The 14459-nt window shown below is 66.7% G+C and carries 13 protein-coding genes; 11 read left to right on the top strand and 2 right to left on the bottom strand.

What is annotated here, in order from left to right; genetic code table 11:
* Window positions 1-7: 7 nt before the first annotated feature.
* From purH to C4S70_RS08745, 7 genes are all read left to right on the top strand, one after another.
* The gene (gene purH, locus C4S70_RS08775) at window positions 8-1597 is read left to right on the top strand and encodes a bifunctional phosphoribosylaminoimidazolecarboxamide formyltransferase/IMP cyclohydrolase (RefSeq protein WP_104007746.1); all 1590 of its coding nucleotides are present in this window, start codon (window positions 8-10) and stop codon (window positions 1595-1597) included.
* Between the two features lie 4 nt (window positions 1598-1601).
* A complete protein-coding gene (gene lspA, locus C4S70_RS08770; protein WP_104007745.1) occupies window positions 1602-2102 on the top strand; it encodes a signal peptidase II in 501 nt (166 codons plus the stop codon).
* A gap of 53 nt (window positions 2103-2155) precedes the next feature.
* Window positions 2156-2674, top strand: coding sequence for a DUF3035 domain-containing protein (locus tag C4S70_RS08765; protein WP_104007744.1), 519 nt, complete (start codon window positions 2156-2158; stop codon window positions 2672-2674).
* A 92-nt stretch (window positions 2675-2766) separates the two neighbouring features.
* Entirely contained in the window at window positions 2767-4128 is a 1362-nt protein-coding gene (locus tag C4S70_RS08760; protein ID WP_104007743.1) for a M16 family metallopeptidase, read from the top strand.
* A complete protein-coding gene (locus C4S70_RS08755; RefSeq protein ID WP_104007742.1) occupies window positions 4125-5444 on the top strand; it encodes a M16 family metallopeptidase in 1320 nt (439 codons plus the stop codon). The genes C4S70_RS08760 and C4S70_RS08755 overlap by 4 nt, the downstream gene beginning before the upstream one ends.
* 105 nt (window positions 5445-5549) lie before the next feature.
* Window positions 5550-6521, top strand: coding sequence for a DnaJ C-terminal domain-containing protein (locus tag C4S70_RS08750; RefSeq protein ID WP_104007741.1), 972 nt, complete (start codon window positions 5550-5552; stop codon window positions 6519-6521).
* Window positions 6521-6862, top strand: coding sequence for a hypothetical protein (locus C4S70_RS08745; protein WP_104007740.1), 342 nt, complete (start codon window positions 6521-6523; stop codon window positions 6860-6862). Before C4S70_RS08750 ends, C4S70_RS08745 begins: the two co-directional genes overlap by 1 nt.
* A 135-nt stretch (window positions 6863-6997) precedes the next feature.
* Here C4S70_RS08745 and C4S70_RS08740 read toward each other — a convergent pair whose 3' ends face one another.
* Together C4S70_RS08740 and deoC are read right to left on the bottom strand one after the other, a co-directional pair.
* On the bottom strand, window positions 6998-9340 hold the full coding sequence (locus C4S70_RS08740; protein ID WP_104007739.1) for an aldehyde dehydrogenase family protein: 2343 nt from the start codon (window positions 9338-9340) through the stop codon (window positions 6998-7000).
* A gap of 48 nt (window positions 9341-9388) precedes the next feature.
* Window positions 9389-10378 carry a deoxyribose-phosphate aldolase gene (gene deoC, locus C4S70_RS08735; protein WP_104007738.1) on the bottom strand — a complete coding sequence of 330 codons (990 nt, stop codon included), beginning with the start codon at window positions 10376-10378 and terminating at the stop codon, window positions 9389-9391.
* A 169-nt stretch (window positions 10379-10547) separates the two neighbouring features.
* Between deoC and C4S70_RS08730 the strand changes: the two genes are divergently transcribed.
* Genes C4S70_RS08730 through C4S70_RS08715 form a run of 4 tightly spaced genes read left to right on the top strand, consistent with a single transcriptional unit; the run spans window position 10548 to window position 14459 of the window.
* Complete coding sequence (locus C4S70_RS08730; protein WP_104007737.1) at window positions 10548-11513, top strand: metal ABC transporter solute-binding protein, Zn/Mn family; 966 nt, start codon at window positions 10548-10550, stop codon at window positions 11511-11513.
* 4 nt (window positions 11514-11517) lie between these two features.
* Window positions 11518-12321 (top strand): metal ABC transporter ATP-binding protein, encoded by an 804-nt coding sequence (locus C4S70_RS08725; RefSeq protein WP_104007736.1) that lies wholly within the window; start codon window positions 11518-11520, stop codon window positions 12319-12321.
* 6 nt (window positions 12322-12327) lie between these two features.
* The gene (locus C4S70_RS08720; protein ID WP_104007735.1) at window positions 12328-13533 is read left to right on the top strand and encodes a metal ABC transporter permease; all 1206 of its coding nucleotides are present in this window, start codon (window positions 12328-12330) and stop codon (window positions 13531-13533) included.
* Window positions 13530-14459, top strand: coding sequence for a metal ABC transporter permease (locus tag C4S70_RS08715; RefSeq protein WP_104007734.1), 930 nt, complete (start codon window positions 13530-13532; stop codon window positions 14457-14459). Before C4S70_RS08720 ends, C4S70_RS08715 begins: the two co-directional genes overlap by 4 nt.

Here is a 14459-nt window from a genome sequence, read left to right as displayed (position 1 = left end):
GAAACCGATGACCGACCAGATCCCCGTGCGCCGCGCGCTGATTTCCGTATCCGACAAGACCGGCCTTGTCGAACTCGGCCGCGCGCTGGCCGACCGCGGCGTTGAACTTCTTTCCACCGGCGGCACCGCGCGGGCGCTGCGCGACGCCGGGCTGACCGTCAAGGACGTCTCCGAAGTGACCGGCTTCCCCGAGATGATGGATGGCCGCGTCAAGACCCTGCACCCGATGGTGCATGGGGGGCTCCTGGCGCTGCGCGACAATGCCGACCATGTCGCCGCGATGGAGGAACACGGGATCGGCGCCATCGACCTGTTGGTGGTGAACCTCTATCCGTTCGAGGAAACCGTGGCCAAGGGCGCGGACTGGGCGACATGCATCGAGAACATCGACATCGGCGGGCCGGCGATGATCCGCGCGGCGGCAAAGAACCACGCCTTCGTCACCGTGGTCGTGGATGTCGAGGATTACGACAAGCTTCTGGGCGACATGGACCAGCACGGCGGCGCCACCTGCCCGAAATTCCGCCGCAAGCTGGCGCAGAAGGCCTATGCCCGCACCGCCGCCTATGACGCGGCCGTGTCGAACTGGATGGCCGGCGCGCTGGAGATCGAAGCCCCGCGCCGCCGCGCCTTCGCCGGGACGCTGGCGCAGACCCTGCGCTATGGCGAGAACCCGCACCAGCGCGCGGCCTTCTACGTGGACGGCTCCGACCGGCCCGGCGTGGCCACCGCCGTTCAGCATCAGGGCAAGGAGCTCAGCTACAACAACATCAACGACACCGACGCCGCGTTCGAGCTGGTCGCCGAGTTCGACCCCGCCGAAGGTCCGGCCTGCGCGATCATCAAGCATGCCAACCCCAGCGGCGTGGCCCGCGGAAAGACGCTGGTCGAGGCCTACAAGGCTGCCTTCGACTGCGACCGGACCAGCGCCTTCGGCGGCATCGTGGCGCTGAACCAGCCGCTGGACGCGGATACCGCGCGCGAGATCACCGGTATCTTCACCGAGGTGGTGATCGCGCCGGGCGCCACGGAAGAGGCGAAGGAGATATTTGCCGCCAAGAAGAACCTGCGGCTTCTGACCACCGAAGGCCTGCCCGATCCGCGCGCCGGCGGGCTGGCCTTCCGGCAGGTCGCCGGCGGGTTCCTCGTGCAGGACAAGGACAACGGGTTCGTCGGGCTGGATGATCTTAAGGTGGTGACGAAGAAGGCCCCGACCGAGAAGCAGATGCGCGATCTGCTGTTCGCCTGGAAAGTGGCGAAACATGTCAAGTCCAACGCCATCGTTTACGTTAAGGATCAGGCCACGGTCGGCGTCGGCGCGGGCCAGATGAGCCGGGTCGATTCGGCCCTGATCGCCGCGAAGAAGGCCGAGCGCATGGCCGAGGCGCTGGGCCTGCCCCAGCCGCTGACGGTGGGTTCGGCGGTGGCGTCGGATGCGTTCTTCCCCTTCCCCGACGGGCTGATGGAGGCCGCCGGCGCGGGGGCCACCTGCGTGATCCAGCCGGGCGGGTCGATGCGCGACGACGAGGTGATCGCCGCCGCCGACGAGGCCGGGCTGGCGATGGTGTTCACGGCCATGCGCCATTTCCGGCACTGACGCGATGCGGCCCGGCCTGATCTTCTGGACTGCCGTGGTGGCCTTCGTGATCGACCAGGGATCGAAATTCCTGGTCGTGCATGGCATGGGGCTTGATCAGCGCCGGGCGATCGACGTGTTCCCGCCCTTTCTGAACTTTCGCTATGGCGAAAACCGCGGCATCAATTTCGGCCTTCTGGACAGCGACGCCGATGCCGCGCGCTGGGCGCTGATCGGCTTTTCGCTGCTGGTTTGCGCGGTGGTCGCGATCTGGGCCGGGCGGCGGGCCGACGCGTCGGGCACGATGCGCGTCAGCGCCGGGCTGCTGATCGGCGGGGCGCTGGGAAACGTGCTGGACCGGCTGCTCTATGGGCATGTTCTGGATTTTCTGAACATGTCCTGCTGCGGCATTTCCAACCCTTTCGTGTTCAACGTCGCGGACGTGTTCATCTTTGCCGGCGCGGTGGGGCTGGTGCTGTTCGACGGGCGAAAGGACGGGGGCAAGCAACGGCAAAACGCCCCGTGACCTTGGGCGGAAAATGGGGTAAAAGCCGGACAAACAGGCAGGAGTTGGGGGCCATGCGGATCCCGTTGAGCATGATCGTTCTGGCCGGAGCCGTCGCCGTGGCGGGGTGCTCCGACAAGGGCTTGCGCGACTTGCGCGCGCCCGGCACTGGGCCGGACGAGTTCATGATCATGCCGGTCAAACCGCTCACGCAGCCACCCGATTACAAGGTTCTGCCGGCACCCACGCCGGGCGGCGGGAACCTGACCGACATTCACCCTGACCAGGAAGCCATCGCAGCGCTGGGCGGCCGGCCCGAGGCGATGGTGGCCTCGGGCGGGATACCGGCCTCGGACGGGGCGCTGGTCACCGCGGCCAGCCGCAACGGGGTCGAGCCGAACATCCGCGACACGCTGGCCCGGCAAGACGCCGAATTTCGCCGCCGGCAGGGACGCATGACCCGGATCAAGCTGTTCCCGGTGGACCGCTATTCTCAGGCCTACCGCAAGCAGGCGCTGGACCCGTTCCCGGTGACCGAAGCGTTCCGGCGCAGGGGATACGAGACGCCGACGTCCCCGCCGGCGACGCAGTGATAGCCGATTACATTTCCGTAATCTCGGCAACCGCGCCTTGAACCGCGCGGCGGGCGACGTAGTTTGAACCCGACAGAATCGGAGGTTTACGGATGATCTGGAAATTCGCGCTGGGCGCGGCACTGGCCGTGCTCGCCCTGCCCGTGGCGGCCGAGGGCATCGACGACAAGGTCACCGATTTCACCCTGGACAACGGCATGCAGGTGGTGGTGGTCGAGGACCACCGGGCGCCGGTCGTGCAGCAGATGGTCTGGTATCGGGCCGGCTCGGCGGACGAACCCGTGGGGTCGTCAGGCGTGGCGCATTTCCTGGAACACCTGCTGTTCAAGGGAACCGACACGATGGCACCGGGCGAGTTCTCGGCAACGGTCGCGGCCAATGGCGGGCAGGACAACGCGTTCACCTCGTATGATTACACCGCCTATTTCCAGCGGATCGCGGCGGACCGGCTGGAGCTGGTGATGAAAATGGAGGCTGACCGCATGGTCAATCTCCGCCTGTCCCAAGACGACATCGTGACCGAGCGCAACGTGATCCTCGAGGAACGCAACCAGCGGACCGAGAACAACCCCCGCGCGCTGTTCAATGAACAGATGAACGCGGTGCAGTATCTCAACCACCGATACGGCGTTCCGGTGATCGGCTGGAAGCACGAGATGGAGACGCTGGACCTCGAAGACGCGCTGAATTTCTACCGCACCCATTACGCGCCGAACAACGCGATCCTGGTGGTGTCGGGCGATGTGGATCCGCATCAGGTGCGCGCGCTGGCCGAGAAATACTATGGCGTCATCCCGGCCAACCCGAACCTGCCGGAACGTCTGCGGTCGCAGGAACCGCCGCAGATCGCCGCGCGGCGGCTGACCTTCAAGGATCCGCGCGTGGCGCAGCCCTATGTGAGCCGCTCCTACCTGGCCCCCGAACGCGACCCCGGCGCGCAGGAAAAGGCCGCCGCGCTCTATCTTTTGTCCGAGCTCCTGGGGGGCGGCAGCACGTCCTATCTGGCCGACCGGCTGCAGTTTCAGGAACAGGTCGCGGTCTATACCGGGGCCTTCTACAACGGGCTTTCGCTGGACGACACGACCTTTGATTTCGTCATCGTGCCGCATCAGGGCGTCGGCCTGCAAGAGGCCGAAGCCGCTCTGGACCGCGCGCTGGCCGACTTCATGCGCGAAGGCGTTGATCAGGAAATGCTCGACCGGATCAAGCTGCAGCTGCGCGCGGCGGAAATCTACGCGCTGGACAACGTGGATGGCATCGCCAACCGCTATGGCCGGGCGCTGACCTCGGGGCTGACGATCGCGGACGTGAAGGCCTGGCCCGGCATTCTGCAATCCATCACGCCCGATCAGATCATGGCCGCCGCGCGCGAGGTGCTGCGGCCCGAAGCATCGGTCACCGGCTGGCTGATGCGCGACGCAGAGCAGAAAACGAAGGAGGAGGTGACGCAATGAGGGCTTTTGTCACGGCGCTTGCCGCATGGGTCTTCGCGGTCCTTCCGGCTCTGGCCGAAGTCAAGATCCAGGAGGTCACCTCGCCCGGCGGTATTCGCGCCTGGCTGGTCGAGGATCACTCTATCCCCTTCACGGCGCTCGAAATCCGGTTCAGGGGCGGCACCTCGCTGGACGCGCCGGGCAAGCGCGGTTCGGTCCATCTGATGACGGCGCTGCTCGAGGAAGGCGCGGGCGACCTGGACGCGCAGGCCTTTGCCAGGGCACTGGAATCGCTCGCTGCCTCGTTCCGGTTCGGCAGCAGCGACGACGCCGTGTCGGTCAGCGCGCGGTTTTTGACCGAGAACCGCGATGACGTGATCGACCTGCTGCGCACCACCCTGCACCGGCCGCGCTTCGATCAGGACGCGATCGACCGGGTGCGGGCACAGGTGATCTCTTCGATTCGGTTCGACGCCAAGAACCCGGACGCGATTGCCGGCAATACCTTCGCCGCGATGGTCTATGGCGACCACCCCTATGCCACCGACGGCAAGGGGACCGAACAAAGCGTCGCTGCCCTGACCCGTGATGACATCGTGGCCGCCCATCGCGGCGTGTTCGCCCGTGACCGGCTGTATGTGGGTGCCGCAGGCGACATCGCGCCGCAGGAACTGGGGCGGATTCTGGACCGTCTGTTCGCGGAGCTGCCCGAAGCCGGCGCGCCGATGCCGCCCAAGGCGGACGTGAAAATCGACGGCGGCGTGACCGTTGTGGAATTCGACACGCCGCAATCGGTGGCCCTGTTCGGCCAGCCGGGGATCGAACGGCACGACCCGGATTTCTTTGCCGCCTACGTCATGAACCAGATCCTGGGTGGCGGATCCTTCGAAAGCCGGCTGATGCAGGAGGTGCGCGAAAAGCGCGGCCTGACCTATGGCGTCTATTCCTACCTCATGCCCAAGGATCTGGCAGCCCTCTACATGGGGCGGGTGGCGTCGGCCAACGACCGGATTGCCGAGGCGATCAAGGTGATCCACGCCGAATGGCAGCGGATGGCTACGGAAGGCGTGACCGAAGAAGAGCTGAAGAACGCCAAGACCTACCTGACGGGGGCCTACCCGCTGCGCTTCGACGGCAATTCCCGGATCGCCAGCATCCTTGTCGGCATGCAACTGGATGACCTGCCGATCGACTATGTCGCGACCCGCAACGACAGGATCAACGCTGTCACGCTCGAGGACGTCAACCGCGTCGCCCGACGGCTTCTGAAGCCGGACAAGCTGCATTTCGTGGTGGTGGGTCGCCCGCAGGGGCTGGCAAGCACCGGAACGAACTGACCATTTGTCGCGCGGTCTTTGCGTCCACCGGGGGTTGCGAAAGTGCCCCCCCGATCCTTCATTCAGTGGTAACAACTGCTTGTGAGTCATCAAGGACCGGAACACATGGATCCATACGAAGCCCTCGGGGTGAAAAAGACGGCGACAGATGCGGAGATCCGCAAGGCCTACCGCAAGATCGCCAAGACCTGCCACCCCGACCTCAATCCCGACGACCCCGAAGCCGAGGCCAAATTCAAGGCAGCGTCGGCCGCCTATGACCTGCTCAAGGATCCCGAACAGCGCGCCCGCTACGATCGCGGCGAGATCGACGAACAGGGGCAGGAGCGCGCGCCGCACGGCTTCTACCGCGAATATGCCGAGGAACCGGGCAACCCCTACCGCTCGGGGCGCACCTACCGCTACACGACCGCCGACGGCGGCGATTTCGACTTCGACGCCTCCGACATCTTTGCCGAATTCATGCGCGCCCGCGCCGGAGAAGGCGCCGATTTCGGCGGCTTCGGCGGGTTCGAACGCCGCGGTGGTGGGCGTGAATTCCACGCCCGCGGCGCGGACCGGCGCTATACGATGGAGATCGACTTTCTGGACGCGGTCTATGGCGCGACCAAGCGGATCACGCTGCCGGATGGCCAGACGCTCGAGGTCAAGATCCCCCAAGGCACCCGCGACGGCCAGACCATCCGGCTGCGCGGCAAGGGCGCGCCCGGCATCGGCAAGGGGCCGGCGGGGGACGCGCTGGTGACGCTGACCGTGCGGCCGCACAAGTTCTTCACCCGCGAAGGCAATGACATCATCCTGACCCTGCCGATCACCATCGACGAGGCGATCCTCGGCGGCAAGGTGCCGACGCCCACGATCTCGGGCACGGTGAACCTGACCATCCCCAAGGGCGCCAGCAGCGGCCAGGTGCTGCGCCTGCGCGGCCGCGGCGTACAGACGCGTGACGGCAAGCGCGGCGACCAGAAGGTGATCCTGAACATTGTCTCCCCGCCCAAGGTCGATGACGACCTGGCCGATTTCATGGAGAAATGGCGCAAGACCCACGCCTATGATCCGCGCAAGGGGATGTTCTGATGACCCGTTACCTGACCGAAGACGACCTTCTGGACGCCATCCCGCGCCTGACCCGGCAAAGGCTCCGCGCCCTCATCGAGGCCGACATCCTCGCGCCGATGGAATCGGAGCAGGGCCGCCTGTTCCGCCGGCTCGACCGGGCTCGGGCCGCCCTGGCCTGCGACCTGGCCGACGATTTCGACCTGCACGAGGACGCGCTGTCGATGATGCTGTCGCTGATCGACCAGCTGCACGGTGTGCGCGCCGAACTGCGCGCGGTGCTCCAAGCGCTGGAAGCCGAACCCGAAGATGTGCGCCGCCGCGTCAGCGAAACGCTTTGGGCCGCGCGGCGCGGCTGGTAGGCCACTCCGCCCTACCGCTTCCTCTTGCCCGAAATATCCTGGGGGAGCGCGAGGGGGCAAAGCCCCCTCGCTTCGGTCGGATCGCGCAAGCGATCCGAAACCCTGTCTCCAGCGGGAACGACGACTCCCCGCGCCTCACTCCCCGTAAGGCACCCAGATATTCTTGATCTCCACGGAGGCCTCCAGGAAACGGCCGGTGTGATCCTTGTCCCAATCGAAGGATTTCCCGTTATTGACCCAGCTCCGCTTGAGGTTCCCGGCCGAGGCCCTTTCGATCTCCGCCGACAGATCGCTGGATGAAAAGCTCCAGACCGCATCCACGCCCATATGCGCCGCCAGCGGCCCCGCGATGTCGGCGTGACAACCGGTCAGGATGTTGACCACACCCGCCGGCACGTCCGAGGTCTCCAGCACCTGGTAGAAATCCGTCGCCGCCAGCGGGAACGGCTCGGACGCTGCCAGCACCACCCGGTTGCCCATGGCGATCGCCGGCGCCATTACCGACACCAGTCCCAGCAATGGCGCCTCGTCCGCACACAGCGCGCCGATGATGCCCACCGGCTCCTTCATCGCGATCGCCACGCCGCGGATCGGCACCCCATGCACCTGCCCGTCATACTTGTCGGCCCAGGCGGCGGCGGTGAACATCCGCTGAATCGCGGCTTCCACCTCTTTCGCGCCCCGCTGCCTGCCGGTCATCGCGTCGATCCGCCGCGCGAACTCGTCCGCGCGTGCCGACAGGTTCTCGCCAATGTAATAGAGGATCTGCGCCCTCAGGTGCCCGGTTGTCTTCGCCCAACCAGAGGCGCCCGCCGCGGCTTCGACCGCGTTGCGCACGTCCTTGCGATTGGCCAGCCCCACATGCCCCAGCAGCGCACCCGACTTCGACCACACGGGCCGCGAATAGCCGCCGTCGGGCCGCACCTGCTTGCCGCCCACATACATCTTGGCCGTCCGGTCGATCGGATCCACGGGCGCCCCGCCATTCCCAGTGAACGGCTCGACCTTGTGCAGAGGCCGCGTGCGCCCCCGGGGTCGCGTATAGGCGCTCAGCCCCTCCCAGCCGCCTTCGCGGCCAAAGCCGCTCTCGCGCACGCCACCGAACCCCGCGGCGGCGTCAAACAGGTTGGTGGCGTTCACCCACACCACACCCGCGACCAGCTTGGGCGCGATGTCCAGCGCGAGATTGACGTTCTCTGTCCAGACCGTCGCCGCCAGACCATAACGCGTGTTGTTGGCCAGTTGCACCGCCTCGGCCGGAGTGCGGAAGGTAGTGGACACCAGCACCGGGCCAAAGATCTCTTCCTGCATCAGCGGGTCGGAGGGCTCAAGCCCGGTGATCAGCGTCGGCGGGTAGAAACACCCCGCCTTCGGCATCTCCACCGCCGCGTGATGCACCTCGCCCGAACTGTTCGCCTCGACCATCCGCGTGATCGTCGCCAGCTGCACCGGATCGACCACCGCGCCCACATCGATGCTCTTGTCCAGCGGATCGCCCACGCGCAGCCTGTCCATCCGCGCCTTGAGCCGCGTCAGAAAGGTCTCGGCGATCCCCTCCTGCACGATCAGCCGCGAGCCGGCACAGCAGACCTGGCCCTGGTTGAACCAGATCGCATCCACCAGACCCTCGACCGCGCTGTCCAGATCGGCGTCGTCGAACACGATGTAGGGGCTCTTGCCCCCCAGCTCGAGCGTCAGCGCCTTGCCCGACCCGGCCGTGGCCGCGCGAATCTTCCGACCCACCTCGGTGGATCCGGTAAAGGCGATCTTGTCGATACCGGGGTGCGCCACGATCATCTCGCCCACCGCGCCATCGCCGGTGACGATGTTGACGACCCCCTTGGGCAGCCCGGCCTGCCGACAGATATCGGCGAACAACAGAGCGGTCAGCGAGGTATACTCGGCCGGTTTCAGCACCACCGTGTTGCCCATCGCCAGCGCCGGCGCCACCTTCCAGGCCAGCATCAACAGCGGAAAGTTCCAAGGGATGATCTGCCCGCAAACCCCGATCGGCGCGCGGTCGGGCAGTTCCGCCTCCATCAGTTGCGCCATGCCCGCGTGGTAATAGAAATGCCGGATGCTCAGCGGCACGTCGATGTCGCGGCTCTCGCGGATCGGCTTGCCGTTGTCCAGCGTTTCCAGCACCGCGAACAGCCGCGCATGTTTCTGCATCAGTCGCGCCAGCGCATAAAGATACCGCGCGCGGCCCGGCCCGCCCAGCCGCTCCCATTTCGGCTGGGCCCGCCGGGCGGCCTGCACCGCCGCGTCCACATCCGCCTGCGTCGCCTGGCTGAGCAGCGCCAGCACCTCGCCCGTCGCCGGGTTGCGGCTCTCGAAGCCTTCCCCGGTGGCGGTAAAGCCGCCTTCGATGAAATGACCGAACCGGTCGCCCTGATCCACCAGCCAGGCCAGTGCCTCGGCGGCGCTTTCCGGGGCGGGACCGTAGTCCATGGTCTCGAAGATCTCTTTCACGCCCATCTCTTCATCTTGCTCCAAATACTCACTGCGCCGCGCCTGCCGCGCGCGTCAGCCCATCGGGTGGCGCCAGCCGGCCGAATAGGCCCCGGTGACGTGATGCTCCAGCTGTCGCTCGATATCGCCCAGCAGCGACGAGGCGCCGAACCGGAACAGATCCGGCTGCAGCCAGCGGTTGCCCAGCTCTTCCTTGATCAGCGCCAGATAGTTCAGCGCGTCCTTCGCCCTGGAGATGCCGCCGGCCGGCTTGTAGCCGACACGGTGGCCGGTGCGTTCGTGGAACTCACGGATCGCGCGGATCATCACCAGAGACACCGGCAGGGTGGCGTTGACGCTCTCCTTGCCGGTCGAGGTCTTTATGAAGTCCGACCCGGCCATCATTGCCACGAGCGAGGCCCGCGCCACGTTGCGCAGGGTGCCCAGTTCCCCCGTCGCCAGAATTGCCTTCATATGCGCTTCGCCGCAGGCCTCGCGGAAGATGCGCAACTCGTCATAAAGTGCCTGCCAGTTTCCGGTCAACACATGACGGCGCGAGATCACGATGTCGATCTCGCGCGCGCCGGCCTTGACGCTTTCGCGGATCTCTTCGACCCGCAGGTGAAACGGCGACAGACCCGCCGGAAAACCGGTGCTGACTGCGGCCACGGGGATGCCGCTGCCGCGCAGGGCCTCTACGGCGGGGGCGATCATCTCGTGATAGACGCAGACGGCGCCCACGGTGATCGGCCCCATGCCCAGCGCCTCCAGAATGTCGCGGCGCACCGGCTGGCGGGCCTTGGCGCACAGCCGGTGCACCCGGCCGGGCGTGTCATCGCCGGCAAGCGTGGTCAGATCGATGCAGGTGATCGCCTTCAGCAGCCATGCGGCCTGATGGTCCTTTTTCACACTGCGCCGGGCGGGCAGCGTCGCCGCGCGGCGTTCGATCGCCGAGGTATTGGCCTGCGCGGCACGAACCCAGGCCAGGTCCAGTTCGATCCCCGCATTGCGGGGATCGGTAACCTGCGGCAGCTGGGCGGTGCGGTCCTTGGTTGCGGTATCCATCCTCTATCCCCGAAAGGTTCAGACCCGCAAAAGTCGCATGTTCCCTCAGTGCAGCGCAAGACATGCCGGCGCGGAAAGTGCAACTCTTATTGCGAATAATTCGCAATTGCATTGACGAAAGATGTCCCGGCGCGCATATTGGCCAGGACGGGAACGGAAGGGCAGGGACATGATTCGACGCCGAAACGTGGTTCTGGGGTTGCCGGCTCTTCTGCTGAGTGCCGGTTTTGCGATTTCGGGGCGGGCTTCGGCGCCTTTGCGGGTGGTGGCCACGACCGGCATGATCGCCGACGCCGCGCGGCGCGTCGGTGGCGATCAGGTCGAGGTGCGCGCGTTGATGGGGCCCGGCGTGGACCCGCATTCCTATCGCCAGACCCGCAGCGACATCGTCGCGATGACCCGGGCCGACCTGGTGCTGTGGCACGGGCTCTATCTCGAGGCGCAGATGGAGGAGTTCCTGCACAATCTGGCGCGCAAGCGTCGCGTCGTGGCGGTGGCCGAAGCGCTGCCGCGCGAGCTGCTGCTGGCCCATGACGACTATGCCGACAAGTTCGATCCCCATGTCTGGATGGTGCCCGATCTGTGGAAGCATGTCGTGGCCGAGATCCAGCGCGCCCTGAGCGAGGCCCGGCCCGAGGCGGCCGGGCGATTCGCCGCCAATGCCGCGGCCCATATGGAAGAACTGGACCGGCTGGGTGCCTACGCCCGCGAAACGCTCGCCAGGGTTCCGGCGCAATCGCGCGTGCTGGTCACGGCCCATGATGCCTTTGGCTATTTCGGGCGGGCCTACGGGTTCGAGGTCATGGGCATTCAGGGCATTTCGACTGAAAGCGAGGCGGGGCTTGCGCGGATCCGCGAACTGGTGGACATCCTCGTCAGCCGTCGGATCGGTGCCGTGTTCGTCGAAAGCTCGGTGTCCGACCGCAATATCCGCGCCCTGGTCGAAGGTGCCGCGGCGAAGGGTCACGCTGTGAGGATCGGCGGCGAGTTGTTCAGTGATGCAATGGGAACGCCCGGCACATACGAAGGCACCTATATCGGTATGATCGACCATAATGTAACCGTGATTGCCCGCGCGCTGGGCGCGGATGCGCCCGAACGCGGAATGAACGGCAAGCTTTCGGCGGGGATGTGACGCGATGCTGGAACTGGCCGCCAGAGAAGGCCGTGCGACCACCGACGCGGATCTGGGCAAAAGCCCCTTTGCGATCCGGGGCCTGACAGTCGCCTATGGCGAGAAACCGGCGGTGTTCTCGGTGGACATGACGGTGCCCGAAGGATCCATGACCGCAATCATCGGGCCGAACGGCGCGGGCAAGTCCACCATGCTCAAGGCCGCGCTGGGCATCCTGCGCCCCCTGTCGGGGCAGGTGACGGTGTTCGGCCGACCGCTGGACGAGGTCCGCGACCAGATCGCCTATGTGCCGCAGCGGGCCAGCGTGGACTGGGACTTCCCCACCCGGGTGATCGACGTGGTGCTGATGGGACTCTATCGCGAACTGGGGCTGCTGGGCCGGGTGCGGATGCGGCACATGGCGCGGGCGATGGACTGCCTGCGCCGGGTCGGCATGCACGAGTTCGCCGAACGCCAGATCGGCCAGCTCTCGGGCGGCCAGCAGCAGCGGGTGTTCCTGGCCCGCGCCCTGGCCGAGGATGCGGAGCTGTATCTTCTGGATGAACCCTTTGCCGGGGTGGACGCGGCGACGGAAAAGGCGATCATCGCGGTCCTGAAGGATCTCAAGACGGCCGGTCGCACCGTGGTCGCGGTGCATCACGACCTGTCCACGGTGCGGGACTATTTCGACCATGTATTCCTGCTGAACGTCCGCAAGATCGCCGAAGGCCCGGTGGACGAGGCCTTCACCCCCGAAACCCTGCAGGCGGCCTATGGCGGCCGGCTGGCGATTTCCCAGCACGACCTGTTTTCCCGAAACCGGAGCTGATCGGCGATGCTGTGGGATGCGCTGCTGCTGAAGCTGGGCTACAACGCGGCGCTGGTGGCGATCGGGGCCGCGCTGCTGGGCTTTGCCGCCGGCGCCACCGGCACATTCCTGTTCCTGCGCAAGCGCGCGCTGGTCAGCGATGCGGTATCGCACGCGACACTGCCGGGGGTGGGGCTGGCCTTTATCGTCATGGTGGCGCTGGGCGGCGACGGGCGCAATCTGGCCGGTCTGCTGTTGGGGTCGGCGCTGTCGGCGGGCGCGGGGCTTTGGGCGCTGTCCTGGCTGACACGGCACACGCGGCTGGCCGAGGATGCTGCGATCGGCGCGGTGCTGTCGGTCTTTTTCGGGTTCGGCGTGGTGCTGCTGACGGTCATCCAGACCATGACGGCGGGCCGGCAGGCGGGACTGGAGAGCTTCCTGTTGGGTTCGACCGCCGGCATGCTGCGGGTGGATGCGCTGGTCATAGCCATCAGCGGCGCACTGGTGCTGGTGGCCGTCGTTATCTTGCGGCGGCCGATGACGATGGTGGCCTTCGACCCGGAATTCGCCGCAACTCAAGGCATTTCCGTGCATCGGGTGGACATGGCGACGATGGGGCTGGTGATGGCGGTCACGGTGATCGGGCTCAAGGTCGTGGGGCTGATCCTGATCGTGGCAATGCTTATCATCCCGCCCGTCACCGCGCGGTTCTGGTCTGACCGTTCGGGACGCGTGGTGCTGCTGGCCGGCGCGTTTGGAGCGCTGTCGGGCTATGTCGGCGCGGCGATCTCGGCCACGACGCCGGCGCTGCCCACCGGGCCGATCATCGTGCTGGTGGCGTTCGGATTCTTCGTCCTGTCGATGCTGGTGGCACCGGGGCGGGGCGTTTTGGCCGCGACTGTGCGCCACCTGCGCTATCAGCGGCGGGTGCATCTCCGGCAGGGGCTTCTGGCGCTGGCGCAGGGGCAGCCGGTCTATGAGAATCTGACCCGGCGGTTGCTGCGGCGGGCGGGGCTGATGCGTGCCGATGGCGTGCCCACCGATCGCGGGCGCGTCCGCGCGGCTCGCGCCCTGCTGGATGAAACCCGATGGCAGGCGGTGCGCGCGGATCCGGCGCATGAGGGCGCGGCGTCGCTCTATGACGGGCTGCGCGACATCGAAACCGTGCTGACCCGCGACCAGATCGAAGAAATCGACCGGCGCATCGGTGGACCGAAGGAGGTGCGCACATGAGCGGCGAGGAATTCGTCCCCCTGTCCCTGCCACCGCTGCTGATCGGCACTTTCGCTGCGATCGCCTGTGCCTTGCCGGGCAATTTCCTGGTGCTGCGGCGGCAGGCGCTGATCGGGGATGCGATCAGCCATGTGGTCCTGCCCGGCATCGTGGTCGCGTTCCTGCTGACCGGGGCGGTGTCCACTTGGCCGATGATGCTGGGCGCGATGGGGGCCGCCGTGGTCGCGGTGGTGCTGATCGAGCTGATCCGCCGCCTGGGCCGGATCGAGCCCGGCGCCGCGATGGGCGTGGTGTTCACCGCGATGTTCGCCGGCGGCGTGCTGTTGCTGGAACAGTCCGATACCTCCAGCGTGCATCTGGATGTGCAGCACGCGCTGTATGGCAATCTCGAGAGCCTGATCTGGCTGGACGCGACCGGTTGGGGGTCTCTGCTGGATACGGATGCGCTGCGCTATCTTCCGCCCGAGTTGCCGCGCATGGGGTTCACCCTGCTGGGGGTGGCAGCTTTCATCCTCCTGTTCTGGCGGCCGCTCAAGATCTCGACCTTCGACGAAGGCTTTGCCCGTTCGGTCGGCATCCCCACCGCCGCGCTTGGGCTGGCGCTGGTGGTGGTGGCAGCGATCGCGGCAGTGGCAGCATTCGACGCGGTGGGGTCGATCATCGTCATCGCCATGTTCATCTGCCCGCCCGCGGCGGCGCGGATGATGACCAACCGGCTCGAGGTGCAAGTGGGCTGGAGCGTGGTTTTTGCGGCCGTTTCCGCCGTTCTGGGCTATGTGCTGGCGGGTTACGGACCGTTGTGGCTGGGGGCCGACGACGCGGTCAGCGCGGCAGGCATGATCGCCACTGTTTCGGGCGTGATCCTCGTGCTGGCCGCACGCTTTGGGCCATGCCGCACCCGCGCCGGTGCGCCCGCCGAAGGCTGA

It is taken from the genome of Jhaorihella thermophila, from assembly GCF_900108275.1.
GTDB lineage: Bacteria > Pseudomonadota > Alphaproteobacteria > Rhodobacterales > Rhodobacteraceae > Jhaorihella > Jhaorihella thermophila.
This window is presented reverse-complemented; position numbering and strand designations above follow the sequence as displayed.

Excerpts from the sequence above, each read along its gene's own strand:
- purH (WP_104007746.1), top strand. The coding sequence starts at position 8 with ATGACCGACCAGATCCCCGTGCGCCGCGCGCTGATTTCCGTATCCGAC.
- C4S70_RS08715 (WP_104007734.1), top strand. The coding sequence starts at position 13,530 with ATGAGCGGCGAGGAATTCGTCCCCCTGTCCCTGCCACCGCTGCTGATC.
- C4S70_RS08745 (WP_104007740.1), top strand. The coding sequence starts at position 6,521 with ATGACCCGTTACCTGACCGAAGACGACCTTCTGGACGCCATCCCGCGC.
- deoC (WP_104007738.1), bottom strand. The coding sequence starts at position 10,378 with ATGGATACCGCAACCAAGGACCGCACCGCCCAGCTGCCGCAGGTTACC.
- C4S70_RS08725 (WP_104007736.1), top strand. The coding sequence starts at position 11,518 with ATGCTGGAACTGGCCGCCAGAGAAGGCCGTGCGACCACCGACGCGGAT.
- C4S70_RS08765 (WP_104007744.1), top strand. The coding sequence starts at position 2,156 with ATGCGGATCCCGTTGAGCATGATCGTTCTGGCCGGAGCCGTCGCCGTG.
- C4S70_RS08740 (WP_104007739.1), bottom strand. The coding sequence starts at position 9,340 with ATGGGCGTGAAAGAGATCTTCGAGACCATGGACTACGGTCCCGCCCCG.
- C4S70_RS08720 (WP_104007735.1), top strand. The coding sequence starts at position 12,328 with ATGCTGTGGGATGCGCTGCTGCTGAAGCTGGGCTACAACGCGGCGCTG.
- C4S70_RS08750 (WP_104007741.1), top strand. The coding sequence starts at position 5,550 with ATGGATCCATACGAAGCCCTCGGGGTGAAAAAGACGGCGACAGATGCG.
- C4S70_RS08755 (WP_104007742.1), top strand. The coding sequence starts at position 4,125 with ATGAGGGCTTTTGTCACGGCGCTTGCCGCATGGGTCTTCGCGGTCCTT.
- C4S70_RS08730 (WP_104007737.1), top strand. The coding sequence starts at position 10,548 with ATGATTCGACGCCGAAACGTGGTTCTGGGGTTGCCGGCTCTTCTGCTG.
- lspA (WP_104007745.1), top strand. The coding sequence starts at position 1,602 with ATGCGGCCCGGCCTGATCTTCTGGACTGCCGTGGTGGCCTTCGTGATC.
- C4S70_RS08760 (WP_104007743.1), top strand. The coding sequence starts at position 2,767 with ATGATCTGGAAATTCGCGCTGGGCGCGGCACTGGCCGTGCTCGCCCTG.